General features: G+C 42.8%; 20 protein-coding genes. 18 read left to right on the top strand and 2 right to left on the bottom strand.

Annotation, left to right across the window (positions count from 1 at the left end):
* The first annotated feature begins 16 nt into the window (after positions 1 to 16).
* Both HT574_RS07335 and HT574_RS07330 read left to right on the top strand, forming a co-directional pair.
* A complete protein-coding gene (locus HT574_RS07335; RefSeq protein ID WP_042406714.1) occupies positions 17 to 604 on the top strand; it encodes a chromate transporter in 588 nt (195 codons plus the stop codon).
* Positions 601 to 1131, top strand: coding sequence for a chromate transporter (locus HT574_RS07330; RefSeq protein WP_061578904.1), 531 nt, complete (start codon positions 601 to 603; stop codon positions 1129 to 1131). Before HT574_RS07335 ends, HT574_RS07330 begins: the two co-directional genes overlap by 4 nt.
* Before the next feature lie 41 nt (positions 1132 to 1172).
* On the opposite strand, the gene HT574_RS07325 is transcribed toward HT574_RS07330, so the two are convergent.
* Complete coding sequence (locus HT574_RS07325) at positions 1173 to 1661, bottom strand: BsuPI-related putative proteinase inhibitor (protein WP_175244070.1); 489 nt, start codon at positions 1659 to 1661, stop codon at positions 1173 to 1175.
* 296 nt (positions 1662 to 1957) lie between these two features.
* On the opposite strand from HT574_RS07325, the gene spoIIID reads away from it, so the two are divergent.
* The 10 genes from spoIIID to HT574_RS07275 all read left to right on the top strand — a co-directional run bounded on the left by spoIIID (position 1958) and on the right by HT574_RS07275 (position 9137).
* Entirely contained in the window at positions 1958 to 2221 is a 264-nt protein-coding gene (gene spoIIID / locus HT574_RS07320; protein ID WP_008880665.1) for a sporulation transcriptional regulator SpoIIID, read from the top strand.
* 111 nt (positions 2222 to 2332) lie between these two features.
* The gene (mreB, locus tag HT574_RS07315) at positions 2333 to 3334 is read left to right on the top strand and encodes a rod shape-determining protein (RefSeq protein ID WP_175244069.1); all 1002 of its coding nucleotides are present in this window, start codon (positions 2333 to 2335) and stop codon (positions 3332 to 3334) included.
* A 111-nt stretch (positions 3335 to 3445) separates the two neighbouring features.
* Positions 3446 to 4282: a flagellar hook-basal body protein gene (locus HT574_RS07310; protein WP_175244068.1), complete on the top strand. Its 837-nt coding sequence runs from the start codon at positions 3446 to 3448 to the stop codon at positions 4280 to 4282.
* Between the two features lie 19 nt (positions 4283 to 4301).
* Complete coding sequence (locus HT574_RS07305) at positions 4302 to 5147, top strand: flagellar hook-basal body protein (RefSeq protein ID WP_175244067.1); 846 nt, start codon at positions 4302 to 4304, stop codon at positions 5145 to 5147.
* A gap of 12 nt (positions 5148 to 5159) precedes the next feature.
* Positions 5160 to 5492 carry a DNA-directed RNA polymerase subunit beta gene (locus tag HT574_RS07300; protein WP_254698609.1) on the top strand — a complete coding sequence of 111 codons (333 nt, stop codon included), beginning with the start codon at positions 5160 to 5162 and terminating at the stop codon, positions 5490 to 5492.
* A gap of 2 nt (positions 5493 to 5494) precedes the next feature.
* Positions 5495 to 5932, top strand: a complete 438-nt coding sequence (gene fabZ / locus HT574_RS07295) for a 3-hydroxyacyl-ACP dehydratase FabZ (RefSeq protein WP_042406693.1) — start codon at positions 5495 to 5497, stop codon at positions 5930 to 5932.
* 304 nt (positions 5933 to 6236) lie between these two features.
* A complete protein-coding gene (locus tag HT574_RS07290; protein ID WP_175244066.1) occupies positions 6237 to 6686 on the top strand; it encodes a hypothetical protein in 450 nt (149 codons plus the stop codon).
* Positions 6687 to 6887: 201 nt separating this feature from the next.
* The gene (locus HT574_RS07285) at positions 6888 to 7631 is read left to right on the top strand and encodes a YveK family protein (protein WP_175244065.1); all 744 of its coding nucleotides are present in this window, start codon (positions 6888 to 6890) and stop codon (positions 7629 to 7631) included.
* A complete protein-coding gene (locus HT574_RS07280; protein WP_375154091.1) occupies positions 7612 to 8316 on the top strand; it encodes a CpsD/CapB family tyrosine-protein kinase in 705 nt (234 codons plus the stop codon). Before HT574_RS07285 ends, HT574_RS07280 begins: the two co-directional genes overlap by 20 nt.
* 53 nt (positions 8317 to 8369) lie before the next feature.
* Positions 8370 to 9137 carry an SGNH/GDSL hydrolase family protein gene (locus HT574_RS07275; RefSeq protein WP_175244063.1) on the top strand — a complete coding sequence of 256 codons (768 nt, stop codon included), beginning with the start codon at positions 8370 to 8372 and terminating at the stop codon, positions 9135 to 9137.
* A 38-nt stretch (positions 9138 to 9175) separates the two neighbouring features.
* Here HT574_RS07275 and tagU read toward each other — a convergent pair whose 3' ends face one another.
* Positions 9176 to 10111: a polyisoprenyl-teichoic acid--peptidoglycan teichoic acid transferase TagU gene (gene tagU, locus HT574_RS07270; RefSeq protein ID WP_175244062.1), complete on the bottom strand. Its 936-nt coding sequence runs from the start codon at positions 10109 to 10111 to the stop codon at positions 9176 to 9178.
* Positions 10112 to 10335: 224 nt separating this feature from the next.
* Between tagU and HT574_RS07265 the strand changes: the two genes are divergently transcribed.
* The 6 genes from HT574_RS07265 to HT574_RS07240 all read left to right on the top strand — a co-directional run bounded on the left by HT574_RS07265 (position 10336) and on the right by HT574_RS07240 (position 18901).
* A complete protein-coding gene (locus HT574_RS07265; protein WP_175244061.1) occupies positions 10336 to 11100 on the top strand; it encodes a tyrosine-protein phosphatase in 765 nt (254 codons plus the stop codon).
* A gap of 786 nt (positions 11101 to 11886) precedes the next feature.
* On the top strand, positions 11887 to 12777 hold the full coding sequence (galU, locus tag HT574_RS07260; protein WP_175244060.1) for a UTP--glucose-1-phosphate uridylyltransferase GalU: 891 nt from the start codon (positions 11887 to 11889) through the stop codon (positions 12775 to 12777).
* A 53-nt stretch (positions 12778 to 12830) separates the two neighbouring features.
* Positions 12831 to 14642: a nucleoside-diphosphate sugar epimerase/dehydratase gene (locus tag HT574_RS07255; RefSeq protein WP_175244059.1), complete on the top strand. Its 1812-nt coding sequence runs from the start codon at positions 12831 to 12833 to the stop codon at positions 14640 to 14642.
* A gap of 1035 nt (positions 14643 to 15677) precedes the next feature.
* Positions 15678 to 17012 (top strand): oligosaccharide flippase family protein, encoded by a 1335-nt coding sequence (locus tag HT574_RS07250; RefSeq protein WP_175244058.1) that lies wholly within the window; start codon positions 15678 to 15680, stop codon positions 17010 to 17012.
* Complete coding sequence (locus HT574_RS07245) at positions 17000 to 18367, top strand: O-antigen polymerase (RefSeq protein WP_175244057.1); 1368 nt, start codon at positions 17000 to 17002, stop codon at positions 18365 to 18367. Before HT574_RS07250 ends, HT574_RS07245 begins: the two co-directional genes overlap by 13 nt.
* On the top strand, positions 18368 to 18901 hold the full coding sequence (locus tag HT574_RS07240; protein ID WP_175244056.1) for an acyltransferase: 534 nt from the start codon (positions 18368 to 18370) through the stop codon (positions 18899 to 18901).
* Positions 18902 to 18906: the final 5 nt, after the last annotated feature.

Below are 18906 nucleotides of genomic sequence, written 5' to 3'. Positions count from 1 at the left end.
AAAGGATGAACAGCATATGAACCAGCTGCACTTGTTTCTTGCCTTTTTCCGTGTCGGCATGCTTGGGTACGGGGGAGGCCCTTCGGCCATTCCCCTTGTCCATAAAGAAGTCGTTGAAAAGTACAAATGGATGAGCAATCAGGAATTTGCCGATATATTGGCGCTCGCCAACGCCCTGCCTGGCCCGATTGCGACAAAGCTGGCCGGATATATCGGCTACCGCGTCGGCGGAGTGATCGGGATGTTCAATGCGGTATTGGCCACTACGGTTCCTACCATTATTTTGATGATTTTGTTGCTGACCGTTCTTTCTTCAGTGAAAGAAGAACCTTGGGTATTAGGAATGACAAAAGCGGTGGTTCCGGTTGTCGCCGTGATGCTTGGAGTGTTAACATGGGAGTTTGTGAAACAATCACGCGCTTCATTGGGTTTGTTTCCTGCTTTTGCATTTCTGGTTGGTTGTTTCATTGTACTGCAATTTTTACATATTCACCCGGCCATTTTAATCGCTTTGTTGCTTTTTAGCGCGCTAGTCGGGAAAAGCAAAAAAGAAAAAACAGCGGGGAAAGCTGATTCTCCGGGAGAAAGGAGAAAACATTCATGATTTATTGGCAAATTTTCCTCGCCTTTTTCCTTCCGGGAATTTTAGGCTATGGCGGCGGGCCATCTTCGATTCCGCTCATTGAAAATGAAGTGGTAGACCGCTACGGTTGGTTATCGGTTCACGAATTTAGCGAAGTGTTAGCACTTGGCAACGCCCTGCCTGGCCCGATTGCGACGAAGCTGGCCGGGTATATCGGCTACCAGCAAGGAGGGGTGCTCGGCGCTTTTATCGGGGTGTTTGCATCCGTCGCTCCCTCGCTTTTGATCATGATTGCTTTGCTTCAGCTTTTGTATAAATTCAAAGATTCTCCAAAAGTAAAGCGAATGACGAATTATATACGCCCTGCCATCGCCGTATTGCTTGGAATGATGACTGTCGACTTTTTTATGACTTCCTACCGTGATGCAGGAATATGGCAAACGCTATTCCTGCTGGCCGCAAGCTTTCTCTTAATGGAAAAATGGAAAATACACCCTGCTTACGTCATTACATTGTCATTAGTATATGGAGCCTTGTTTTTATCGTAAAAACGAAACCTGCCTTGTCCAAAAGGCAGGTTTTTCGCATGTTATTCTACGGTAAACGTAATCGTCGCTTTCGCATTTGGCCAGTTTTTATCCGCAAGCCACCATTCGAGCTTATAATTTCCTTTTGGCAAGTCGGTAAACGTCTCTTGGAATACGAGCTCTTCTCCTTGCTTTAGCTGGCGCTGTTCGTAAATTTGCGTAAACAATTTTCCTTCGCTAAACTGCTTTACCTTCTTTCCATTGCGGTACAAAATGTAATCATACTTTTTCCCGCTCGTAAAGGTCACGGTTTGCACGCGCTCCGTTTGGTTTTTTACTTTAAACGTCACGACGTAGTTTCCGTCTTTTTTCTCATACGTTAATGACGGTTCGAGCGCCCCGGCGATCATCCCTCGCTCTACTTGCGATTTTGTTCGCGAAGCCTCATCTTTTGCTTTTGGCCGTTCCTCTCCATTGCTCGAAAACAGCATACCGATTGTCACCACCCCCACAGCAATGCCCGCTAGCGCGATCATCCGTCCTTTTCCCATCAGGCTCAACTCCTTTCTATTATAGTCGTTCCCATTTTTCATCTTGTTACAAGAAACAAAAAAAATTATGAAAAAATCCTTGTCCGCCTTGATATTTCTGGTATATATGACCGATTTGTCTAATAAAATGTTACAAATTGAACAACAACGAGAGTGTTTGAGGTGGGGATCGTTCGTAACAGCACGGGTACCTGCTTGAGATGTTTCCAAAATGCACAAGTAGAAGTGGTTTTCATCATCCACGAGGCGAGTCTCATTTCACACTCCTCACATCCAACTTAGGGAGGGCGAGTGGTGTGCACGATTACATCAAAGAGCGTACGATCAAGATTGGAAAGTACATCGTGGAGACGAGGAAAACCGTTCGCGTCATCGCGAAAGAGTTCGGTGTTTCCAAAAGCACGGTTCACAAAGATTTAACCGAGCGGCTGCCGGAAATTAATCCGGAGCTGGCCCAGGAAGTCAAACAAATTCTCGATTATCATAAATCCATTCGTCATTTACGCGGAGGAGAAGCGACAAAGAAAAAGTACAAAAAACAAGCGGTGAAAAACAATTAACTTTTTTCCTTGCGTTCTGTCTTCATCGCAAAAATAGTATCATTATCCTAAATGAATATGGTAAAATAATCTATCAGGAGTGATTTGAGGGCAGAGGCAAGGAGGATCCATATGTTTTCTAGAGATATTGGCATTGACCTTGGCACGGCAAACGTACTCATTTTTGTCAAAGGAAAAGGAATTGTGCTCAATGAGCCGTCCGTCGTCGCGATTGATAAGAACACAAACAGGGTGCTCGCTGTCGGCGAAGAAGCAAGGCGAATGGTAGGACGTACTCCTGGGAATATCGTTGCCATTCGGCCGCTCAAAGACGGGGTAATCGCTGATTTCGATATTACCGAAGCGATGTTGAAACACTTTTTAAGCAAGCTCGATGTCAAAGGCTTTTTCGCCAAACCGCGCATTTTAATTTGTTGCCCGACGAACACGACATCGGTAGAGCGGAAAGCGATCAAAGAGGCAGCAGAAAAAAGCGGCGGCAAAAAAGTATATTTGGAGGAAGAGCCAAAAGTAGCGGCCATTGGCGCAGGAATGGACATTTTCCAGCCGTGCGGAAACATGGTGGTCGATATCGGCGGTGGCACGACCGATGTGGCGGTTCTCTCCATGGGAGACATTGTCACCGCCTCTTCCATTAAAATGGCTGGGGACAAGTTCGATTTGGAAATTTTGCATTATATCAAACGGGAATATAAGCTGCTCATCGGCGAACGAACCGCGGAAGAAATCAAGATTAAAGTCGCAACTGTATTCCCAGGCGCACGTGACGAGGAAATTGACGTCCGCGGCCGTGACCTTGTCACAGGGCTGCCGCGCACCATTACGATCCGCACCAAGGAAATTGAAAAGGCGCTGCGCGAGCCGGTGACAATGATTGTACAAGCTGCCAAGAGCGTGCTTGAACGCACGCCGCCGGAACTGTCCGCCGACATTATTGACCGCGGCGTTATTTTGACGGGCGGCGGCGCGCTATTACACGGCATCGATCAACTGCTTGCCGAGGAGCTGAAAGTGCCGGTGTTTGTTGCGGAAAACCCGATGGACTGCGTCGCGCTCGGAACGGGGATCATGCTCGAAAACATCGACCGCGCCCCAAGACAGCAGCTCGTGTGAAAGGCTGGGGAAACAAGACGAATAGCTACCACTAGGAAATGGTATCTATTCGTTTTTTTCCATGCTTGCCTTATAATGATAGTAAACCTAGCCTAAGCGAGGTGACCTTCCTTGTTGCGGGGATTGTATACAGCGGCAAGCGGCATGCTGACGCAGCAGCGCCGCGTCGAAATGCTAACGAACAACATCGCCAACGCCAATACGCCTGGGTATAAAGCCGACCAAGCGGCCTTGCGCGCGTTTCCGGAACTGCTTCTTTCCCGTTTGGACGCAGCGAACGTATCGGCCAAAACACCGCGTTCGTTTCTATTGCAGCCGGCAATTGGGCCGTTCAACACCGGTGTTTATATGCAGGAGCTGATTCCAAACTTCCGCCAAGGCGATATAAAAGAAACGGGGCAGCGAACCGATATTGCTTTAGTCAACGGAACGCTTCCGGTCGATGCAGCGACGGGGCAGCAAGGCGAGCTCTTTTTTGTCGTGCAAAATGAAAACGGCGACATCCGCTACACAAGAAACGGCAATTTTACCATGAATCCGCAAGGGTTTTTAACAACGAACGATGGATGGTATGTATTAGATGAAAACGGCCGGCGCATCCAGCTGCCAAGCGCGGATTTCACCGTCAGCACGGACGGTACGATCACAGCGGGGAGTAACCGCATCGCAAGAATCAATATCGCATTGGCGGCCAACCCAAATACGCTTGTGAAAGAAGGAAATGGCCTCTTCCGCAGCGACAACGGGATGTTGCCGAGCGCGCTTGGCAATCCGAATGTGACTTATACGCTCCGGCAAGGATTTATCGAACGATCCAATGTGGATCTTGACCGCACCATGACAGAGCTTTTGTCCGCGTACCGCGCCTTTGAAGCAAACCAAAAAATTGTACAAGCCTATGACCGCAGCATGGATAAAGCCGTCAACGAAGTCGGCCGCCTGAGATAAGGATGAGGGGGACATGCACGTGTTACGTTCGATGCTCACCGCCGCCAATACCATGAATCAGCTGCAGAAGCAGCTCGACGTCATCAGCAACAATATCGCCAACAGCGACACGACCGGATTTAAACGGCGCAACACGAATTTCGCCGAATTGCTTGCCCAGCAGTTTACGAATTTTCCTGATGACAGCGGCAGCCGCCTGACGCCAAACGGCGTGCGTGTTGGTGTCGGCGCGCGCCTTGCCGAGACGAATGTCGTGCTCACACAAGGGGCGCTAGTGAAAACAAACCGCGCCTTGGATATGGCGCTCACCAAAGAAAATCAATTTTTCCGCGTGCTCATCCAAAGAGGAAACGGCGAACAGGAAATCGGCTACACCAGAGCGGGCTCGTTTTATTTAACGCCATCTGCCGAAAATGAGTGGATGCTCGTCACTAGCGACGGCAGCCCGGTGCTTGATGAAAACAACGAGCCGATTGTGCTTCCGGGCGGATTCAAAGATATCATGATTTCCAATAACGGCACGCTTACCGCCCTCGCTCCCGACGGCCGCGCCATAGCAAGCGCCAATCTCGGCGTTACGGCGATCTTGCGGCCGCAGCTATTGCAGTCGGCCGGGGACAACGTATTTACCATGCCAAACCTTAATGCATTAAACGTCAACACAGCCGATGTGGCGGTCAACATGACCGGCAATTTGCGCGGGCAAATCGCCATGATGCAAGGTGCGCTCGAGCGGTCGAACGTCGATCTTGGCACAGAACTGACCGAGATGATGATCACCGAGCGCGCGTATCAATTGAACGCCCGCGCCATTTCCCTTTCTGAGCAAATGCTCGGCCTCATTAACGGAATTCGTTCCACTTAAGGAGAAATTCGTATGAAAGGACAACAGCTCGAGGAAAATCAGGCCCAAACAGAAGAAGTAAGCAAGGAAGAAACACGGGCGGAGCGGAGGAGCCGCTTTCGACGCACCCGCCTCATTCCGATTTGGCTGCGCCTGATCATCGTCGCCGTACTGATGGCCATCAGCCTTACCGCCGGCGCCATGATCGGCTATGGCGTCATCGGCGACGGCAATCCGTTCGATGTGTTCCATCGCTCCACATGGCAGCACATCATCGATATCGTCGAAAAAGATACGAAAAGCAATAATCATCGTTGGGAGGCAGCTGCTCTCCTTTTTCTGCATCATCACAGAAAGGTGGCATAGATATGCTTGATATCCAACAAATTCAAGCGATCATTCCGCATCGCTATCCGTTTTTGCTTGTCGACCGCATTCTTGAAATCGAAGAAGGAAAACGCGCCGTCGGCATCAAAAACGTCAGCGCCAACGAAGCGTTTTTCGCCGGCCATTTTCCGGAATATCCTGTTATGCCTGGCGTCTTAATCGTCGAGGCGCTCGCCCAAGTCGGCGCCGTGGCGATGCTGAAAAAAGAAGAAAACCGCGGCCGTCTCGCCTTTTTCACCGGCATCGACAACTGCCGCTTTAAAAAGCAAGTCAAACCAGGCGACCAGCTTCGCCTCGAAGTCGAAATCATCCGCGCCCGTGGCGCGATCGGCAAAGGCAAAGGCGTCGCAACGGTGGACGGCGAACTCGTCTGCGAAACCGAGCTCATGTTTGCCCTCGGCGATAAGCAAGGCGAATGAAACGAAGCTCTCCTTTCACCGATGAAAGGAGAGCCTGTTTGTTTTGTTTGGGAAAGCTGCTTTTAAGGCAACTTTCGCAAAGCATCGTGGACATATCGAGAGATACATGGAAAATGAAATCCATATAAGCGAATGATGGAAACCCTCTCCTATCGCTCCCTCGCCCAAGAAACCGAACTCAAAGACTCCAAGTGAATGATGTAGCATTCCACATCCAATGCATGAAATTCTCCTTTCTGGGAAACATAAGCAAGGACCGGTCTTTACATAAGGTCACCAACATTCACAGAAAGGAGAAGAAGCGATGAAGAAAAAATGGTTTTTATTATTTAGACTGTTTAGCGTTTTCGTCGCCATCATGCTCGCGGCAGGCTGCAACCTAAACAGAGACAACAATAATCCGCCGCCGCCAAACAACAATGTCGATCGAAATGACAACGTCGATCAAAATAACAAAAATAACATCAACGATCGGGATATGAACCCGGCGGACGACATTAACCAAGGCGATGACGCCGACAACGATATGGTGCCGGGCGACAACAATGACAACGATAATGACAACGATATGTTGCCAGGCGACAACAATAACAACAATAACGGCGATCTCAACGACAATAAAAACGATCAACTGCCGCCGGGCGACGACACCAATAACGGACCTGGCGACGATGAAAACGATAGAGTTCCTGATCGTGAAGATCCGATCGAAGATCCGCAAGATACAAACGATAAAGACAATAAAGACGAATAATGAAACAAAAACAAGGTTGCCTCATCCAAACGGGGCAACCTTATTTATTGGTCGGCAGCACTTTTGTTATTGGCAACGCGCGCGGACTAGGAAAATGAGCCCACTAGATATATGTGTCCCAATCATTTATAATTAGTAAGGTGTCATGCATGTGGCTTTTGAACGCAACGGACTTATTTGCTAGGAGGTATAGTCGTTATTATGGAAGAAACTATCAGCCTGCGCGAACTATTCGAAACATTGCGGAAACGTCTATGGCTCATCGTGCTTATTACCGCGCTGGCGACCATCGTCAGCGGCGTGGTCAGCTATTTTGTGTTAACGCCGATTTACCAGGCATCAACGCAAATTTTAGTCAACCAGGCCAAATCGGAACAGCAGCTCTATAACTATAACGAAATCCAAACGAACTTGCAGTTGATTAATACGTATAGCGTCATTATCAAAAGCCCGACGATTCTCGAAAAAGTAAAAGAAGAACTAAACTTAGACCGTACGGTGGACGAGCTGAACGGACAAATCCAAGTCACAAGCGAAAAAGACTCGCAAGTGTTCTCCGTGACCGTTCAAGATCCGGATCCGGCAATGGCCGCAAAAATCGCCAACAAAACGGCGGATGTGTTTAAAAACGAAATTGTCAAAATCATGAATATTGACAACGTCACGATTCTGTCGAAGGCAGAAGTCAAAGAAAACCAGACGCCTGTAAAGCCGAAACCGCTGCTAAACATGGCGATTGCCTTCGTCGTTGGTTTGATGACTGGCGTGGGGCTTGCCTTTTTACTAGAATATTTGGATAACACGATCAAAACAGAAACAGATGTCGAAAAACATCTTGGCTTGCCAGTACTTGGTGCGGTAAGCATCATTTCTACGGAAGGATCGAAAAAAGCAAAACAACAAATAAGCATGACGAAAACAAGAGGTGAAACCATTGGCTCGTAGCAGTCAAAAGCAAACGAAAAAACTGGAACGCAGCTTAATTACCATTGAAGATCCGAAATCGCCGATTTCCGAACAGTACCGGACGATTCGCACCAATGTGCAGTTTTCGTTTGTCGACGCACCGATGCGTTCCCTTATGGTGACATCAGCCGGTACGGGAGAAGGGAAATCGACGACGGCGGCCAACCTGGCAGTCGCCTTTGCCCAGCAAGGAAAAAAAGTGCTATTGATTGACGCCGACCTGCGCAAGCCGACGGTGCATTATACGTTTCAGCTCAACAATTATATGGGGCTGACCAATGTTCTCACAGGCTCGGCGCCGCTCTTGCCAACGTGCCAGGAAACAAATGTGGAAAACTTGTCAGTGTTGACATCAGGACCGATTCCGCCAAACCCGGCCGAGCTTCTCAGCTCCAAAATGATGGAACAATGCATCGAGCAGCTGTACGAATCGTTTGATCTGCTCGTGTTTGACACACCGCCAGTATTAGCGGTAACGGACGCGCAAATTTTGGCGCACCAATGCGACGGGACGGTGCTGGTCATCGAAAGCGGCAGAACGGAAATCGAAGCGGCAGTCAAGGCAAAAGAGCTGCTCGAAGCAGCGAACGCAAAACTGCTTGGCGTCGTGCTGAACAAACGGAAATATCGCCAAGGGCAGTATTACTACTACCAATATAAATAACAAAAGGCTTCCTAATGATTGGGAAGCCTTTGGCATGATGGAGGAGATGAATCGTGAGAAATGTTTTGCTGGCCGTGCTGCTTATCATCAGCTGCACCTCTTTTATCGTTGCCGGGCATCTGTACTGGCAGAAAAAAATCGACGCCACCGTCCGCCACGCGATGACGGAAGCAACCAAGTTTCAAGCTACCCAAAAGCGGATGGCCTATGCCAAAAAACTGCCTGCGGAAGTGCAGGCAAAAATCAAGCGCGCCATCGAAACGAACCGTCCGCTGCGCCTTGTCATTGCCGGTTCGGAAGCGACTCCTGCTGCCAAGGACGGCTGGCCGGCGCTACTCCAGCAGCAGCTTGACGCTACATACGGCAACAAAGTATTTCAAGTCGTCGTCAAAGAATATAAAGGAATGACAACGAAACAGGCAATAGATGAAAACATCGCCAGGCAGCTGATCAAAGAAAAACCGGATATGGTATTATGGGAGCCGTTTTTATTAAACAATAACGGCGTCATTGACATCAACGATACGCTAGCGCACATCGATACGATGATAAAAACGATCACCGCCGCGCTTCCTGATGTTACGATAATGCTCCAGCCGCCGAATCCGATTGACAATGCCGTCTATTATCCAAAGCAGGTTAAACAGTTTCAAACGTTTGCGAAAGAAAAAGGATACATATACATTGACCACTGGCAAGCATGGCCGGATTACAAAAGCAATGAACTAAACAAATACGTCGATCCGGACACCGACTTGCCGACGAAAGACGGCCAAAAGCGCTGGGCGGACTTCTTAGCCGGCTATTTCATCGCAAAATAAAAGCGTACCTTTCTATATCGGGAGGTACGCTTTTGCTATTACGATGCCGTTTTCAATTCTAAATGCCCTTTTAATTTATTCGAAATAGCTAGTCTCTCCTCTTCTGGGACAAGCAAGTAATAAATACCGTTAATTTTTGTTCCTTTTCCGGTAATATGAAGCTGCTCAATATGGCGGCGGGCGTCTTTGTAATTGGTTTGAATTTCTTTCATTTCCTCAAACGTTAAATTCGTTTTCATATTTTTCCCGATTGCCGTTAGCACATCGCTATAATTGGCGAGCGACGAAAAGCTTGCCCCTTTTTCGATGATCGCTTGAATAATTTGCTTCTGGCGGTCCTGCCGCCCAAAATCGCCGCGCGGGTCGTTTTTGCGCATGCGCGAATATTTTAATGCTTTCTCCCCGTCCAGCGTAATTTTGCCTTTTGGGAAGTACACTCCTTGATACGTAAACGCAAACGGGTTGTCCACCGTCACCCCGCCGACCGCATCGACAATGTCGCGGAAGCTTTCCATGTTGACTTTAATGTAATAATCAATCGGAATGTCTAGAAAATGTTCGACGGTCGCCATCGTCATCTCCACGCCGCCAAAGGCGTACGAATGGTTGATTTTATCTTTTGTTCCTTTGCCGATAATTTCCGTTCTCGTATCGCGGGGAACGCTAACCATTTCGATGGACTGTTTATTCGGATTGACCGTCATCACAATCAGGGAATCGGCGCGGCCTTTGTCTCCTTTCCGCTCATCCACCCCAATCAGCAAAATCGAAATCGGCGTTTTTTTCGCAAACGATACTTCCTCGTTGCGTTTATCGGATTTCCAAGTGACATCTTCATGCATTTGATTGGCCGTCTGTTTGATGTTGTGATACACTGAATAGGCGAAGACTCCCGCACCAATGAGAAGGGCAGCGGCAATCGCGCCAATCCAGCGCAGCCATTTTTTTTTCTTTTTTCGACGTTCTGCTCTCATATGCAACCTTCCTTTAGCTATATAATTCGATGAACTAACTATTAAGATTATAGAGGGTTTTTTCACGGAGTACAACCGAAAGAAGCAAGGTAATAGGAATTATTAATCATAATATTCATATATTTCGACAAAATTCGACAAAAATACCGATTGATAGCACCATTTTCCTATGTTACCATAATAAATGGCTGTTTAGTCACTCGAAAGATAAGGAGGAGTTGGCGGTGATCGATATACATAGTCATATTTTGCCCGGTGTGGATGACGGCGCGCAAACAATCGAAGATGCGATAGAAATGGCACGTGCCGCGGTGAAGGAAGGAATTACAACCATCATCGCGACTCCCCATCATAAAAACGGAAGATATGACAATCCGAAACAATCCATTATTGCACGAGTCGCCCAATTGAACGATATCATCAAGCAGCACAATATTCCGCTTATAGTACTGCCGGGGCAGGAAGTCCGCATTTATGGGGATTTATTGACAGACCTGGAAGCAAACGAACTGATGACCCTGGCAGATACTTCGTATGTATTCATCGAATTTCCGGCCGATCACGTTCCCCGTTATGCTGAACAGCTATTGTTTGATTTACAGCTAAAAGGCTTTATTCCAATTATTGTGCATCCAGAACGAAATGGAGAAATCATCGAACGTCCAGAGCGTCTCTACCAATTGGTCAAACGAGGCGCGCTCACGCAGCTGACGGCCTCGAGCGTATCAGGGCATTTCGGAAAAAACATCAAAAAATTTTCGTTGCAGCTGATTGAAGCGAACTTAGCGCATTTCATCGCTTCCGATGCCCACAACACGACAACCCGGCCGTTCCGTATGCGGGAAGCATATGATGTCATTAACAAAGAATTCGGCATCGAAGCTGTGTATTTCTTCCAGGAAAACGCCGAGCTTCTCATCCGCGGACAAGCGGTGTACCGCGAAGAGCCAGAGCGAATAAAAAAGAAAAAGCTTCTAGGACTGTTTTAATATGTTTTATGGTAACTCTGTTATCATAAAGCATATTTTTTTCTCCTGTTTTTGTCGAATTACTGCTGATTTTTACGAACGATGGCAAAAGTAGGGACTAAAGATGGATGAAAAAATGGCAGAATAATGGTAATGTATGTGAAGTGGAAGCTTATAGAGCGTAGGCAGATGTTAGTGCTTTTCGGTACTCGGGATGCTTCGGCTCCGCTATGGCGGCGGGCCCTCCAGCACCTCTCGGGGCTGGGCAGTCGCCTACGCTTTTCGATTTCGGTGTGTCTAGCTTCGCCTCCTAGCTCTCTTGCGCCAAATAATCTTCGCCCTTGAAGTACAAGCACTTCCACGGTCGAAGAACATTTCGCTTCGGGGAGCCAGGATGGCGACATTTCGCCGTTGCCCGCAGGACGCGGGCCGCTTTTAGGCGAAATTGGGGCGGCTCAGCTTTTCGGTGATGTCTAGTTCCGGCGGCTATCCCCTCGCGACGCTTCGGTCCTGCTGCGGCGGCAACAGCCTCCTCGCAGGCCCTCCAGCGCGTTTCGGGGATAAGCAAGCCGCCTCCACTTTTCGCGGTGATGTCTCCTTACCGTTATCAATGGAGGCACTCGGCCATGCCGTGGGTGGGGACGATGACGGTCCTGCCACCTTAGACGCCAGTCGTCGAGGGTGTGGTGTGAGGGCGGGTTAGATGCCCGGTTTTATATGGATTTAGTTTTGGTCTATTGCCGTGAATAGTCTAAAACTAAATTCATATATTTTTGTTATCCATACATAGAAAAGAGGGGTTGTTCATTGAAAAAAGTACGCAAAGCGATCATTCCAGCGGCGGGGCTCGGAACAAGATTTTTGCCGGCAACAAAAGCGATGCCTAAGGAAATGCTCCCGATTGTCGATAAACCAACGATTCAATACATCGTTGAAGAGGCGATTGCCTCTGGTATCGAAGATATTATTATCGTCACAGGGAAAGGAAAACGGGCGATTGAGGATCATTTCGACAACGCCTATGAACTTGAACACATACTAATGAAACAAGGGAAACTGGACTTGCTCGAAAAAGTAAAAGAGCCGTCGAAAGTCGACATTCACTACATTCGCCAAAAAGAACCGAAAGGGCTCGGCCACGCCGTCTGGTGCGCGCGCAATTTTATCGGCGACGAACCGTTCGCCGTCCTTTTGGGCGATGACATCGTTCAAGCGGAAACGCCGTGCTTAAAACAATTAATCGACCAATATGAACAAACATTTAGCTCGGTCATTGGCGTCAAACAGGTGCCTGATGAGGAAACACACCGCTACGGCATTATCGACCCGCTCGAACAGCACGGACGCCGCTACCAGGTCCGCCAATTCGTTGAAAAACCGGCACCAGGCACCGCACCGTCCAACTTAGCGATTATGGGAAGATACATACTTACACCGGAAATCTTTTTATTCCTTGAAAAACAAGAAGTCGGTGCTGGTGGCGAAATCCAGCTTACCGACGCGATTCAAAAACTAAACGAAATCCAGCGCGTCTTCGCCTACGAATTCGAAGGCAAGCGCTACGATGTCGGAGAAAAGATCGGATTTATTAAGACGACGATTGAGTTTGCGTTGCAGAATGAGGAGTTAAGAGACGATTTACTCGCATTTATGGAGAAAATCGTTGCGGAAACAAAAAATAATACGAATGCATCATAACGGGCCATCGCGAACATGGCTCGTTTCTATTATACGAAGGGAGACACAGGGCGTTGGCATATCGAAAACGATTAACGTTTTTAATGATATTGGACTCATTGATCGTGTTAACGGCGATTTACGTCAGCTTGTTTACACTACATCCAGGAATACAAATATGGAAATACAAATCGGTGCTTTTATCGGCGCTGACGTTGCTTATGAGCCATCATATTTTTGCCTTTCTATACCGCCTGTATCATAAAGCATGGGAGTACGCAAGCATCAGCGAATTAACGGCGATTATTAAGGCGGTCACGTTTTCGATTATCACAACAGCGATCGTGCAATTTTCCGCCTTTCAAGATATTTATGTCCGTGCGTTGATGATTACATGGATGATCCACATTATTCTCATCGGTGGTTCGCGGTTTGTTTGGAGAGTGTTTCGTGACCGTTACATAAAACCAAATGTAAATAAACGGCGGACGCTGATTATCGGCGCGGGAGCCGCGGGAATGATGGTCGCGCGGCAATTAGTGAATAACCCTGAAGCGGAACTAAAGCCAATTGCGTTTATTGATGATGACCCTAATAAACAAAAATTGCAGTTTTTTAACATTCCTGTGATGGGAACGACGAAAGATATCGAAGATGTCGTTCGAGCGTTACGCATTGAGCACATTATTATTGCGATTCCGTCATTGACAAAAAAAGAACTGAATCGCATTTTTGAACAATGCGCAAAAACAAAAGCAAAAACGCAAATTGTTCCGAAACTTGAAGATATTGTGACCGGGAAAGTATCTGTCAGCCAATTCCGCGATGTCCAAGTGGAAGACTTGCTTGGCCGCGAACCGGTCGAACTTGATATCGAAAGCATCTCCAGCTACATCGAAAACAAAGTCATTTTAGTCACAGGAGCTGGCGGTTCGATCGGTTCGGAAATTTGCCGCCAAGTATGCCGGTTTCATCCGAAAAAAATCGTCCTACTCGGTCACGGGGAAAACAGCATTTATCAAATCGACATGGAACTTCGCAATCAATATAAAGATCAAATCGATATTGTCCCAGTGATCGGCGATATTCAAGACCGCGAGCGCATGTTTGAAGTGATGGAAGAACATAAGCCAGATGTTGTCTACCACGCAGCGGCGCACAAACACGTTCCGTTAATGGAATACAACCCGAAAGAAGCGGTCAAAAACAACATTTTTGGCACGAAAAACGTCGCCGAAGCGGCCGCTACATTTGGTGTCCAAACCTTTGTATTAATTTCGACTGATAAAGCCGTCAATCCAACCAATGTGATGGGAGCGACCAAACGCTTTGCGGAAATGATGATTCAACAATTGGACAAGCAGAGCAAGACGAAATTTGTCGCTGTCCGTTTTGGAAATGTCTTGGGAAGCCGCGGCAGCGTCATTCCGCTATTTAAAAAGCAAATTAAAGCAGGTGGTCCCGTCACCGTCACCCATCCGGATATGACGCGCTACTTTATGACGATTCCGGAAGCATCCCGGCTCGTCATTCAAGCTGGCGCGCTTGCCAAAGGCGGCGAAATCTTCGTCTTAGACATGGGCGAACCAGTCAAAATCGTCGACCTAGCGAAAAACTTGATTAAACTATCGGGATACACCGTCGAAGAAATCGGCATCGAATTTACCGGCATTCGTCCTGGCGAAAAGCTGTTTGAAGAGTTGCTTAACGAAAACGAAGTCCATCCAGAGCAAGTGTTTCCGAAAATATTTATTGGGAAAGCAACGGCGGTGGACGAAAAAATTCTGCACGATTTTATGGAACAGTTTGAAGAGATGGACAAAGAAGAGGTTAGAGAGAGATTGTTGAGGATTGCTAACGATAAATTGAAATTAATAACATTTTGATAGCATTTATCCTTGTGTATTCATTGTATGGATGTCCTATATTCATTTATATGATGGATTCCGCTGGAAGGATGAAGACGAACAGTGACTATCTAACTCCTAAATCTATTTTCCTGTATACGAGTATAGCAGTAAGGAATAATAATCATAGATTTTTGTTGCCATGTTTGTGATATTTTAGATGTCCATGTTAAGATTATTGTTGTATGTATAATCCTGTGGTTAAGTAATTAATATATATCTAATAAAAATCTATTCTTTTTATAGAAGATTTATTTCTTTAAGTGTTTGGAAGAAGAATAGGGTGTTACTCATATCTTTATGGGAAAGTGCGTCTCTAATATCTTGGAGAAGGTTATTAGATATCCTCTTGTGAATACTCAGCGAATCAAAGATACTCCTGTGTAGAAAGACAGAAGTATTTGATGTTGATTTGGATTACTAATTAAAACTATTATTGAATCATGAACTAATCCTAAAAAGTTAGGTTTATGTTTTCTGCAGATATTAGTCAATGCATGATTTAACCCATATGTTTAATAACTGGATGAGCATCTTGGTTTCGAAAAAAATCCAATCCAAAAGCTGTTAGAATGTTCGAATATCAACATAGGTAAGGTGATATCCAATTTTATTTGAAAAGTTACTCGAACGATTAATAAAATAATTAACAAGTTAGTTAAAAATATGAGGTATCTCAAAAATGATACTATCCCCTTATAATAGTAGAAAGAAAAAGAAAGCCAATTAATCTTGTCTACCATGGAGGGGATTTTTCTATAGAGAAAATATGAAAAATATATGATATAAAGTTTAAAAAGATTTAGGCTGCTTAAATGTGCTTTTTTATTCTTGTCTACTTGATAGGGGGTACTTCAAAATAAGGTAGCTCTATTTTTGGTTGTCTTATTAAAACTACAAGTAGGTTGTCTAATTTGATCAGTTGATTGCTCGAATCATAGTTTATTTATTTCTATAAAGAAAAAGGTCTTATACACTAAGAAAAAATTTAAAAAAGAGGTAAGAAGAAGGTATATGAAGTTTCTAAAGGAGATATCATTTTCATTAATAATTCAAGCCATTTCTTTATTGGTAACAGTTATTAATAAATTTGCATTTGCAAAAGTGTTAGATTCAAATGGTTTTGGACTTTATAATTTATTAATTATTCTTCCTTTATTATTATCTCTTTTATTTAATTTGGGATTAGGACACTCGATAAGTTATCATATTTCAAAAAAAATTGTAAATAATAATTTTGCATATTATTTTGTAATAACGTATACAGTGTCTATAAGTCCTTTAATAATATGTTTATCATTTTTTATTTTGAATTTGATTTACTCAGATTTACCAAATATATTATTGTTTTTTAGCTTGTTAACTGTTCCTTTTTTACTCTTAAATTATTTTTTATCTTTTATTTTTTTAGGAAATGATAAATCAAGTTATTATTTTATATTTAATAATTTACCCGTTATTATTACTACTGTTTTTCTTTTGGTGCTATTATTCATATTGGATGATGTGAATTTAATTATATCGATTAACTTATATTTTCTCGGTCAATTCTTAACTTCAATAATAATGATAATAACTGTACATAATAAATTGCTAAAATCCTCAGAAAGTTATTACAAAGGTTTCTTAGTTTGTTTAAAAAACGATTTAGTAAAAGATATATTTAGTTTTGGTATCAAAATGTACTTTGCATCAATAATGAACTTCTTAAATTATAGGCTTGATACTTTACTTATTGGTAAATTATTACCGTTAAAACTTTTAGGAAATTATAATCTTGCCGTAAACTTTGCTGATTCGTTTGGAAAGATATCCCAAACAATAAGTTTACTGGTTTACTCTAAACTTCCAAGGTTAGCAGAGAATGATAAAAAGGTTATGGTGAATCTTATAATAAAATTAAACTTAATTTTGCTTGTTATTGGTTCATTAGTGATGTTTTTGATTGGAGATAAGATTATTTATCTTATTGGAACTGATTATTCATACGCTTATATAGCTTTTTTATTGTTAGTTCCAGGGATGTTTTTTATTGCTTTATTTAGAATAATATATCATGTTGTTTCTGTGGAATATAATGCTAATTGGGGAATGTATGCAACCTTCTTTAGTTTAATTTCAACAATAGCTTTAGATCTTATTTTAATTCCTGTTTATGGAATTTATGGTGCCTCGGTAGCTTCTTCTTTATCATATTCAGTGTCATTTTTATTTATATACATTTATTATATAAAACAAACTAATAGTAATTTTTTCTCTATATTCTTAATCTCTAAAAGAGAAAAAGATACAATAAAAAGATTAGCTTTAAATTTGATAAAGAGAGGCCAGAATACATGTTCCAGATAACTACAAACAAAACTTATAATAACCTAATTCATAAATTATTATTATTTAAATTAGTATTTATAGTATCTGTTCTCATCGCCTTTTACCCAATAGAGTCATTAACTATAGTATCTCTATTAATATCCTTATTTTTATTGTATTTTTTTAAACGAAAGTTTCACACTTTCATAAACCCGGTAAGTTTTTTATTTTTTATCTTCATTATCGGCTATATAATTAGATTTTATTACTTATATCATGTTGAAAACAAAATGGGTATTTCGAATGATTTTATAGTTTACTCATTTATCTTTAGTATTATCTTAATTTCGGTACTAGTTATAGGTTTAATTATAGGTTTAAATGTAAGAATAACTAAGGACTATATTCTAAATATTAAAGATAACAAATTTGTGTTTAGGATAATTTGGTTTAATGCTTTTATTTCTATTGGAAATGTAATTTTCTTATTGCTTTATTTTGGTGGTCCTCAAAACTTTATAAAATTATTATCAAATAGAACCGAAAATTTCCTTGGTTTAAGTTGGGCTTTTTTTGGTTTATGTTTTCTCAGTATATCTATTCTAATATTTTATGCGAATGATATGAATATCCTAAAATATACTAAAGTAAAGATACTATTCTTAATTTCTATAGGACTTTGTTTATTAACTGGTAGCAGGATGTTAATATTTTTGATTCTTTTCAGCTATATTATGATTAAAGAAAAACATAGAAAAAGCAATTATAGTATTAAATTCTTTTTAAAGTATGGAATTTTATTTTTAATTTTTTATATTTGTTATTTTGCTTATTTTAGAGTGTATTTGCCTACGGGTTCATGGAATTATTTTGCTGCTAACTATAAAACTCTTTTAATTAATACTATCATGAATGGTGGGACAAGCTTTTTGGATGGTTTAGGGGTGGTAATGGAGAATATGCCTTCGAACCATCATTTTTTAGGTGGGAAAACTTTATTTGCTTCTATAACAATGGTGATACCTCGAAGTATCTTTCCTAATAAGCCAGAATTAGGTTCAGCTGTATACAATTACTTATTTAATCATGATCAATATCTAAGAGGTACAGGACAAAATCCTAGTTTATTTGGGGAACTTTATATGAACTTTGGACCATTCGGAACAATAATATTAATATTCATGATAGGAATCTTTTTAGGATTAGTATTTAGGTATCAAAGAACTACTAATAATAGTATTTTCTTTCTGTTGTCAGTATTTTTATTGCCTTCGTTATTTTTATACTTAAAATCCGGTTTTGGCACAGCAACATTTTTAAGATTATTATTCCCTTTTTTTGTGAATTTAATATTGTTGTATCTATTAAATAAGTTAAAAAGAGAGGTTTTATAAATGAATAGCATTTATATGATAGCTAGAAAGATATATATTCATATTTTTAGTATTATATATACATTTTTCTTAAAATTAATAGGAGTAAAGATTGGGAAAAATAATCTGTTTCTCTCTAAAATTATAATTAGAGGGAATCCTAAAAATATAGTAATTGGAAACCGTTGCAGAATTCAGAAGGGGGTATGTTTTAATGTTATTAGGGATGGGAAAATTATCTTGGGAGATGATGTATTAATTGGTGATTATACTATTATCAGTTCTTCTTCAAATATTAAGATAGATAATGGGACAGAATGCGCAGCGTTTTGCTATATAGTCGATCACGATCACGATACACGATTTACAAATTCTGTTGGTCAAGATATATATATTGGTGAAAATACTTGGCTTGGTACTAAAGTGACTATTTTGAAAGGAGTTTCAATTCATAAAGAGTCTGTTGTTGGTGCAAATTCAGTTGTAACAAAAAGTTTTTCCAGCACCTCTCTAATTGCTGGAACACCTGCAAAATTAATAAAGGAATTAAGGTGAGTATA

The sequence above is a fragment of the Parageobacillus sp. VR-IP genome (assembly GCF_013357975.1).
In the GTDB taxonomy this organism is placed as follows: domain Bacteria; phylum Bacillota; class Bacilli; order Bacillales; family Anoxybacillaceae; genus Saccharococcus; species Saccharococcus caldoxylosilyticus.
Note: the sequence above shows the minus strand (reverse complement) of the source record. Positions and strands in the feature narration are given on the sequence as shown.

Excerpts from the sequence above, each read along its gene's own strand:
- HT574_RS07300 (WP_254698609.1), top strand. The coding sequence starts at position 5,160 with ATGAAAGGACAACAGCTCGAGGAAAATCAGGCCCAAACAGAAGAAGTA.
- mreB (WP_175244069.1), top strand. The coding sequence starts at position 2,333 with ATGTTTTCTAGAGATATTGGCATTGACCTTGGCACGGCAAACGTACTC.
- HT574_RS07285 (WP_175244065.1), top strand. The coding sequence starts at position 6,888 with ATGGAAGAAACTATCAGCCTGCGCGAACTATTCGAAACATTGCGGAAA.
- HT574_RS07335 (WP_042406714.1), top strand. The coding sequence starts at position 17 with ATGAACCAGCTGCACTTGTTTCTTGCCTTTTTCCGTGTCGGCATGCTT.
- fabZ (WP_042406693.1), top strand. The coding sequence starts at position 5,495 with ATGCTTGATATCCAACAAATTCAAGCGATCATTCCGCATCGCTATCCG.
- tagU (WP_175244062.1), bottom strand. The coding sequence starts at position 10,111 with ATGAGAGCAGAACGTCGAAAAAAGAAAAAAAAATGGCTGCGCTGGATT.
- HT574_RS07240 (WP_175244056.1), top strand. The coding sequence starts at position 18,368 with ATGAATAGCATTTATATGATAGCTAGAAAGATATATATTCATATTTTT.
- HT574_RS07250 (WP_175244058.1), top strand. The coding sequence starts at position 15,678 with ATGAAGTTTCTAAAGGAGATATCATTTTCATTAATAATTCAAGCCATT.
- HT574_RS07330 (WP_061578904.1), top strand. The coding sequence starts at position 601 with ATGATTTATTGGCAAATTTTCCTCGCCTTTTTCCTTCCGGGAATTTTA.
- HT574_RS07325 (WP_175244070.1), bottom strand. The coding sequence starts at position 1,661 with ATGGGAAAAGGACGGATGATCGCGCTAGCGGGCATTGCTGTGGGGGTG.
- HT574_RS07290 (WP_175244066.1), top strand. The coding sequence starts at position 6,237 with ATGAAGAAAAAATGGTTTTTATTATTTAGACTGTTTAGCGTTTTCGTC.
- HT574_RS07245 (WP_175244057.1), top strand. The coding sequence starts at position 17,000 with ATGTTCCAGATAACTACAAACAAAACTTATAATAACCTAATTCATAAA.